7 protein-coding genes and 1 pseudogene are annotated in these 7933 nt (G+C 60.8%); 7 read left to right on the top strand and 1 reads right to left on the bottom strand.

Translation table 11 applies throughout. From position 1 onward, the window contains the following. From T370_RS25345 to T370_RS24100, 5 genes and pseudogenes are all read left to right on the top strand, one after another. A partial coding sequence (locus tag T370_RS25345) for a hypothetical protein (RefSeq protein WP_029434846.1) occupies window positions 1-208 on the top strand: 208 nt, incomplete at its 5' end. A 163-nt stretch (window positions 209-371) separates the two neighbouring features. Then, window positions 372-1097 (top strand): DNA-methyltransferase, encoded by a 726-nt coding sequence (locus T370_RS0104140; protein WP_029434845.1) that lies wholly within the window; start codon window positions 372-374, stop codon window positions 1095-1097. Window positions 1098-1317: 220 nt separating this feature from the next. Then, window positions 1318-1524 carry a hypothetical protein gene (locus T370_RS25915; protein ID WP_248604202.1) on the top strand — a complete coding sequence of 69 codons (207 nt, stop codon included), beginning with the start codon at window positions 1318-1320 and terminating at the stop codon, window positions 1522-1524. A 2-nt stretch (window positions 1525-1526) separates the two neighbouring features. Next, window positions 1527-1799 (top strand): cyclophilin-like fold protein, encoded by a 273-nt coding sequence (locus T370_RS25910; RefSeq protein WP_248604205.1) that lies wholly within the window; start codon window positions 1527-1529, stop codon window positions 1797-1799. A 181-nt stretch (window positions 1800-1980) separates the two neighbouring features. After that, window positions 1981-2319, top strand: a pseudogene (locus T370_RS24100) (aldo/keto reductase); the annotation flags it as partial. A gap of 204 nt (window positions 2320-2523) precedes the next feature. On the opposite strand, the gene T370_RS0104120 reads toward T370_RS24100, so the two are convergent. After that, window positions 2524-4479 (bottom strand): sigma-54-dependent Fis family transcriptional regulator, encoded by a 1956-nt coding sequence (locus T370_RS0104120; RefSeq protein ID WP_005024506.1) that lies wholly within the window; start codon window positions 4477-4479, stop codon window positions 2524-2526. A 291-nt stretch (window positions 4480-4770) separates the two neighbouring features. Here T370_RS0104120 and T370_RS0104115 point away from each other — a divergent pair, with 291 nt between their 5' ends. Next, window positions 4771-5622, top strand: coding sequence for an amidohydrolase family protein (locus T370_RS0104115; protein WP_029434844.1), 852 nt, complete (start codon window positions 4771-4773; stop codon window positions 5620-5622). Between the two features lie 366 nt (window positions 5623-5988). Continuing rightward, window positions 5989-7923, top strand: coding sequence for an oxidoreductase (locus T370_RS0104110; RefSeq protein ID WP_029434843.1), 1935 nt, complete (start codon window positions 5989-5991; stop codon window positions 7921-7923). The last annotated feature ends 10 nt before the right edge of the window (window positions 7924-7933 follow it).

The raw sequence follows: 7933 nt of genomic DNA, 5'->3' as shown, positions 1-7933 counted from the left end.
AGTCAGCGGGCTGACGGAAGGGCTCGGCTTCTTGCTCCGCTCGAACGAATCATGGGAGAGCACCAGCAATCTGTCCGCGTATCTGATTGGCTTGGAATACGGTTTGACCGGGCGCGAAAAGCGTCCGCACGGGAAGCATATCGCGGACCCGTCATTCATAGAGTGGATGATGGGAGCGCCGAAAGGCTGGACAGACCCGGCGGCGTAGGCTTGCTCCCGCGTGAGCTGATACCGGTCTGGACGCAGCGCCTCAAGGCCCTCGGCAACGGCATTGCCCCACAGCAATCATACGCCGTTGCCGCCTGCATTCTGGAAGCTGAAGAGCTCCCCGCAGCTCCCACGCCTCCCTCTTCGGGAGGTTGGGGTTCCGAATGAATCCGTTTTTTCAAGACGAATCGAACGCCGTCTATCACGGCAACGCCCTTACCATACTTCCGTGCCTTCCTTTTGAATCGGTCGACGCGGTCATCACCGATCCGCCGTATTGCAGCGGCGCGGTCACGCTTTCCGGCAAACAGGCCGACCCCGTCGTCAAATACCAGAAGACGGGGACAAAAAAGGGTTATCCGTCCATGCTCGGCGACGCCAAGGATCAGCGCTCTTTCACATGGTGGATGACGCAATGGCTCTGCGAGTGCTGGCGCATCGCCCGCGACGGGGCTCCGCTTCTTGTCTTCACGGACTGGAGGCAACTCCCAAGCGTGACCGACGCCGTGCAGGCCGCAGGCTGGATGTGGCGGGGGCTCGTCGTCTGGCATAAGCCCTCGGCCCGTCCTATGCCCGGTGAGTTCAGGCGTGACGCCGAGTATATCGTCTATGGCTCCAAGGGACGTTTTCAGCGGAACACAAGCCAATGCCTGCCCGGCGTCTTCAGGTACCCGGTAAACAGCGCCGAAAAAGTCCATCTCACAAGCAAGCCGATTCAGCTCATGGCGGAGCTCATGGGCGTCGTCCCGGAAGGCGGGACAGTGCTTGATCCCTTCCTCGGCGGCGGCTCCACCGCCCTCGCGGCAAAGGCAACGGGCAGAAGGTGCGTCGGCATCGAACTCTCGCCCGAGTATGCGAGGATAGCGGCGGAGCGTATAAAAACGGCATAAACAAAAAGGCGGGAACACGCTCCCGCCTTTTTGTAATTTTATTGCAAAATCCGCAATCCGTTTTTTCTTGAAGTTATCACGCCGCTGGCTGTGAGGTTATCACGCCGCGCATCACTGAGGGGCGTTGTGCGGGGTACGGGTGCCGACGGAGCCGGGACGATCCTGCAGGTTCCCGCCGCCCTGAAGTCCGCCTTTGAGCTGGGCAACAAGGCGTAAGCCCATGAACGCGAAACAAACCATGCGGCAAGGCCGCCGGCTGCCCCTGAAGCACTGCCTGTTGCCTATGGCGGCCCTCCTCCTGACGGCACTGGCGGCACTTCTCCCCCATTCCGCTCCGGCAGGTGAACCCATGCGCATACGCTTGATCGTTGACGGGGAAACCCTTCCCGCCGTACTGGAAGACAATCCCGCAGGCCGTGTTTCTTGAGTATGCTCCCGCTCACCCTGACGGTGAAGGACTACAACGGGACGGAAAAAATCGGCAACCCGCCGCGCGTGATTTCCACGGAAGATATGCCGGACAGCATTGAGCCTTCGGCGGGAGATCTGACGTTCTATGCCCCGTGGGGCAACATCGCCATCTTTTACCGGGAGTTTCGCCTGTCCAGAGGACTGGTCCGTTTTGGGCGCATCACTTCGGGCATAGAAAAGCTGGCTGCCATGCCCGGCGACTTTTCGATTGCCTTCGAGCGGGCGGAATAAAAAACCTCACATGGCTGCTCAAAACACATACGGAGATAACATGGGAGTTTGCCGCCCTCCCTACATCTCAAGAGGAATACCCATGCAGACCACGATATTGCGTAATGGAATCGAAATGCCGCTGGAAGGTTTCGGCGTCTTTCAGGTGCCGGATGCCACCCTGTGAGAACAAGCCGTCTCGGAGGCTCTGGCGGCAGGTTATCAGCTTATCGATACGGCTTCGGTCTATCGGAATGAGGAAGCCGTGGGAGCCGCCGTCCGCGAGAGCGGAATCCCTCGCAAGGAATTGTCCATCACCACCAAAGTATGGATTCAAGAGGCTGGCTATGAGAAAACGAAGAAAGCCTTTGAAGCGTCCTTGAGCCGTCTGGGGCTTGACACTCTGGATTTATACCTGATCCACATGCCTTTTGGGGACTATTACGGTTCATGGAGAGCGACGGAGGAACTCTACGAAAACGGCAAGATCCGAGCCATCGGCGTATGCAACTTCCTCCCTGGCCGGCTGATGGATCTGTAAGGCTTTTACGCTTATCGCATCCCTGTCCGCAGCGTCCCATAAATGAAGCCTACTTGAAGGCCACCCATAAAGGTTCCTCTCATATCGGAACGAACTCCCTCCGCGCGGCCTCCCCACCAGTCGAAAGCCTTTGGAAAATGGGGTTCGGGGGAGAAACTTTTCTCTAGAAAAATTTCTCCCCCGGATGCCAGCCCCTCTCTCCATTCATCCTTCACCGCCGCGGCAGCTTTCCACATCGATCCCCAGCCGCCTCAGCTTGACGTACAGGCCGCCCCTCGACACCCCGAGCAGTGCGGCCGCCGCCCGGATGTTGCCTCCGGTCTGCCGGAGCGTCTCAAGGATGGTCTCGGCCTCTTTGCTGTGCAAGAGGCCTTGCGGGCTGGCGGGCTGGCGAACCGTCACCATCTGAGGCGGCAGATCCTCCTCGGAAACGAGAGGATGCCGTACGATATTGGCAAGCCGTTCCATCACGTTTTCAAGCTCACGGATGTTGCCGGGCCACTGGTAGCGCCGGAGCAGCGCCAGCGCGCCGGGCGTGAAACCCCGCACATCCTTGCCGAGGCTGCCCGCGAATTTCAGCAGAAAATGCTCGGCCAAAAGCTCAATGTCCGACATCCGGCTGCGCAACGGCGGCAATACGAGAGTGAAGACGTTGAGCCGATAGTAGAGATCCTCGCGGAAGGTGTGCTGGCGCACGGCTTCCTCAAGGTTCTTGTTCGTCGCGGCGATGACGCGCACCGACACCGTACGGCTCGACTTGCCGCCGATGCGGGTCACCTCGCCGTTCTGGAGCAGGCGCAGGAGCGAAACTTGCGCGTCCATCGGCATCTCGCCGAGCTCGTCGAGAAAAATGGTCCCGCCGTCCGCAAGCTCGAATTTCCCCGGCTTCCCGGTCCGGCTCGCCCCGGTGAACGCCCCGTCCTCATAGCCGAAAAGCTCGCTCTCCACGAGATTCCGCGGCAACGCTCCACAGTTCACCGCCACAAAAGGGCGCGATGCCCGAGGGCTCGCGTTATGGATCGACTGCGCGAAGAGTTCCTTGCCCGTGCCGCTTTCGCCGAGGATGAGCACCGTGGTGTTGCCCCGCGCGATGGTTTTGGCCTGATCGATGACCTCCATGAGCGGGGGCGAATCCCCAAGGATGCGGTCAAACGTGTACACGGCCTTCGACCCGGCGACGCGGGCCGCGAATCCCCGCATACGCCGGGCCTCCCGGAACGTGAGCACCACGCAGGCCTCTCTGGTCAGGGACATGGCCGAAAAGAAACAGGACAGCGAACCGGATTCCAAGGGGAACTGCGCCTCCTGATCCATGATATGGGGATCGCCTGTGAGGATGTTGTCGAGCATCTGCGAAGGCCGCATGAACTTGTAGATGTTTTCGCCCTGCTGCGGGGCCGGAAGCCCGAGCATGGAGGCGGCTTTGCTGTTCATGAGCTTCACCTCGCCGGAACGGGACACCACGATGACCCCCTCGTCGAGCAGTTCGATGATGGCCTGTTGCTGCTGGAGCAGGGCGCGGAGGCGGAGCTGTTCCGAAATGGCGTAGGCCGCCGCCCGCACCATGCCGAGGGTGTGGGAGTGGTACTTCTCGCGGAGCTGGCTCACGTTGAGCACGGCGATGAGCTGGTTCTTGCTGTCGAAAATCGGCGCCGCCGAACAGCTCCAACGGTGCCCCACGGTCAGGTAATGCTCCGCGCCGATGATCTCGATGGGCCTGCGCTCCGCCACGCACGTCCCGATGCCGTTGGTTCCCCGGAGCTGTTCGGTGGTGATCATGCCGGGCTTGGAACTGGGGTAGGTGTCGCCGTCCCTTCCGCTGGTTTCCATATGCAGGCTGATGCATTCGGCGGTGGAAAGGATCATGGACCCCGCTCCGGAAACCAGCGACGAGAACAATTCCTTCATAATCACGCGGGAGGACTCGAGAAGATCGGCATTGGCGGCAAGGATATGCCGGAAAATGGTCTCGTCCACCTTCTTGCGCACCGTGGTTTCGGGATCGACCCCGGCAAGGCGGCTACGCTGCCACGAGCGCAGGACGAAATCGCTGACCACGGTGGTATCCACGGGCAGGCCACGGAGGAAAAGCTCCTTCTGGGCCGAAATGGCCTCCTGCCGGGCGTCGGACTGGAGATACGAATCATGGGTGTCCGTCATGGGAAGGCTCCTGCGTCGTCCCCGTGAGACGCGGACGCCGCGCATGTGACATTTGTGTATATGTCAATTGTACATGTCATAGATTGTGACACGAAAGCAAGCCTTTTCCGGCGAATCGGGAGATTATTGTTCCTTTTTTCATAAGAGATATGCGGATCGGGCTCAAATGGCGCGTGCTGGATCGCTTCTTGCTGTCCGCAGACTGTTGCCCGCGCACCGGGCGCAGCCGTATACACTCGCGGAGCCGCCGTCCCCACGCACCGCCCGCGTCATCACCAAGGAGAATCCGCCATGCTCATCGATTTCCGCGTACGCCCCCCGTACAAGACCAATCTGACCACATCGCTCTACAACAAGCCCGCGCCGTCCCCCGATCCCACCAAGCAGTCGATTTTCCTGATAGGCAAGGAACGCGTCCCCTCGGCGGAAGCACGCTCCATCGAACTGTTCATGCAGGAAATGGACGAGACCGAAACCGAACGCGCCGTGATCATGGGCCGCAAGGCCGACGAGTATGGTTCCGTGGACAATGACGAAATCGACGAACTCGCCCGCGCCTATCCGGGCCGCTTCATCCCCTTCGCGGGCGTCAACCCGAACCTGCCCGGGCAGGTCGGGGAAATCGAACGCGTCGCCGCGATGGGTTTCCGGGGCGTGGGCATCGACGCCGGATGGCTGCGCCGCCCGCTCTACCACGACGATCCGGTTTTTGATCCCATTTATGCGAAATGTCAGGAACTCGGCATGATCGTCTCCCTGACCTCCAGTTTCATGCTCGGCCCGGATCTGAGCTACTCCGAGCCCTGCGCCATCCAGCGCGTCGCCATGAAATACCCAAACATGAAGATAGTCGTGCCGCACGGCTGCTGGCCGCATGTCCACGCCGCCCTTGCCGTGGCGATCCGTTGCCCCAACGTGTATCTTATGCCTGACTGTTACATTTATATCGATGGGTTCGCGCTGTCCGACGAGTACATCAAGGCCGCGAACACCTACCTGAAATACCGCATCCTCTACGCCAGCTCCTACCCGGTGCGCAGCCTCAGCCAGTGCCTCCGGGGTTGGAAGTCGCGCGGCTTCACCGACGAAGCCCTCCAGAACACGCTCTACGACAACGCCGCCAGACTTCTTAGTGAAAAATAAGACATAAAAAGACAGTCAATCGGTTCAAAACCCCATGAAACAGCCCTGCTCCGGATAGCCGGAACAGGGCTGTTTCCCTTTATGGACACCTTATCAGATATCTATTCATCTGTAATATACCGTAATCAAAAAAAGCTTTGCCGTCCTTTCCGGTGTGGTATAAATCAATGACATGTCATGAGCGCATGTCATTTTTTTGAACATATAGGAAAAGACATGGAAAGGGATTTTTCAATTAATCATTTTAAATAAATGAATAAATGTAAAACAAGGCTTTTTTTGTATGATTTGGCACAATCATTGCCTTATCTCTTGCATAAAAAAGAACAAAAAGGCCCGATCCGTACTTTCACCCCCGGAGCGTCTATGTCCTCTTCCGTCCTGCTCTCACCTCTGACCATCAGAAAGACAACCCTTAGAAACCGCATCATGCTGCCCTCAATGGTCACGCACTACTGCGCGGTCAACGGCGAAGTCAGCGAGCGCCTCATCGCCTACCACGCCGAGCGCGCCTACGGCGGCGTGGGGCTCAACATGCTCGAATCCACCAGCGTGGACGACACGGGCAAAAGCTACTGGCCCGGCGTGAGCATCGCTTCCGATCACTTCATCAAAGGCCTTCGCCGGCTCACGGACGCCATCCACGCCCACGGCGGCAAGGCGGGCATCCAGCTCAACCACGCCGGGCGTCTGGCCCAGCCCGCCGTTTCCGGGCACCCCCGCCAGCTCGTTTCCTACATCCCCGGACTCACCACCTACGACGACATCCACGTCATGGACGAGGACGACATCGAACGCGTCATCGGCAGCTTCTGTTCCGCAGCCGAACGCGCCGCCGAGGCCGGGTTCGACGTCATCGAAATCCACGGTGCGCACGGCTACCTCCTCTCGCAGTACATGTCCCCGCTCTTCAACCGCCGCGAGGACGCCTATGGAGGCAACTTCGAAAAACGGATGCGCGTGCCAGTGGAAGTCATCCGGGGCATCAGGAAGCGTCTTGGACCGGATTTTCCCCTGTTCTTCCGGTGCAGCGTCGAGGAGTACCTGCCCGGCGGCATCACGTTGGAGCTGGCCCGCGACATCGCCCGCACAGTGGCGGACAACGGCATCGATCTGTTCAACGTCAGCGTGGGGCTTGGCGAGACCAACCGTTTCACCGGCCCGCCGCCCTGCCTGCCCAAGGGCTGGAACGCCGACCGCTCCGCCGCGATCAAGGAAGCCCTCGGAGATCGCGCCCTTGTGGGCGTGGCCGGGCGCATTATCGACCGGGAATCCGCCGATGCCGTCCTCAATTCCGGCAAGGCTGACCTTGTGGTCATGGGGCGGGCGCTCATCGCCGACCCGGACCTGCCCAATAAGCTCGCCGCGAACCGTGACGATGCAGTCATCCCATGCGTGGGCTGCAATGAGGGTTGCGTGGCCCGGCTGCGCGAGCGCAAGGCCGTCGCCTGCGCCGTGAATCCCCGCACCGGCTGCGAAGGCATGTATCCCCGCACCCCCGCCGCCGTTTCCAAGCATGTGGTCATCGTGGGCGGCGGGCCCGCCGGGATGCAGGCCGCGCTTGTCGCCGCCGAACGGGGGCATCGGGTAACCCTTTTTGAAAAACGGACCCGCCTCGGCGGGCTGGCCAATATCGCCGCCCTGCCGCCGCATAAGGATCTGTATGCCGTGCTCGTGAACCGCTTTAGCGAACGGCTGATCGCTTCCGGGGTCAAGGTCTTCCTCGGGACCGCGCCCTCCGTGGCGGATCTCGCCGAACTCAAGCCCGACACGCTCATCGTCGCCACGGGAAGCGCACCCGTCATCCCCCGTTTCTGCGAAGGCATCGCCAACGCCGTTACCGCCGAAGACATCCTCACCGGCAAGGCCAAGGCCGGACAGCGTGTGCTCGTTGTGGGCGGGGGCATGGTGGGCAGCGAAACCGCCGAATACCTCGCGCTCAAGGGCGGGGACGTCACCATCCTTGAACTGCGGCCCGATCTTGCGGCGGACATGCAGGCCCGTGCCCGGAGCTTCCTCCTCGAAAGTCTCAGGGAGCATAAGGTCAAGGCGCTCACATCCACGGAGCTGGTTTCCGTCGGACCAGATGGACGCGTCGCCGTGAAGGACGCCTACGGCTCCCAGCGGGAACTCCCGCCTTTCGACACCCTCGTCCTCGCCCTCGGCTACCGCCCGTCGAACGCCCTGTGCGCGGAGCTTTCGCTGGCGGGCGTGCCCTTCACCGCCATCGGCGACTGCCGCCGCGTGGGCAAGGTGCTCGACGCCATGCACGAGGCCTACACCGCAGCCTATAACCTGTAGCCGCTCCGCG

Source organism: Bilophila wadsworthia ATCC 49260 (genome assembly GCF_000701705.1).
Classification (GTDB): Bacteria; Desulfobacterota; Desulfovibrionia; order Desulfovibrionales; family Desulfovibrionaceae; genus Bilophila; species Bilophila wadsworthia.
This window is presented reverse-complemented; position numbering and strand designations above follow the sequence as displayed.

What these genes read in the sequence shown, in the direction of transcription:
- T370_RS0104140 (WP_029434845.1), top strand. Translation starts at nt 372, where the DNA reads ATGAATCCGTTTTTTCAAGACGAATCGAACGCCGTCTATCACGGCAAC.
- T370_RS25915 (WP_248604202.1), top strand. Translation starts at nt 1,318, where the DNA reads ATGAACGCGAAACAAACCATGCGGCAAGGCCGCCGGCTGCCCCTGAAG.
- T370_RS25910 (WP_248604205.1), top strand. Translation starts at nt 1,527, where the DNA reads ATGCTCCCGCTCACCCTGACGGTGAAGGACTACAACGGGACGGAAAAA.
- T370_RS0104120 (WP_005024506.1), bottom strand. Translation starts at nt 4,479, where the DNA reads ATGACGGACACCCATGATTCGTATCTCCAGTCCGACGCCCGGCAGGAG.
- T370_RS0104115 (WP_029434844.1), top strand. Translation starts at nt 4,771, where the DNA reads ATGCTCATCGATTTCCGCGTACGCCCCCCGTACAAGACCAATCTGACC.
- T370_RS0104110 (WP_029434843.1), top strand. Translation starts at nt 5,989, where the DNA reads ATGTCCTCTTCCGTCCTGCTCTCACCTCTGACCATCAGAAAGACAACC.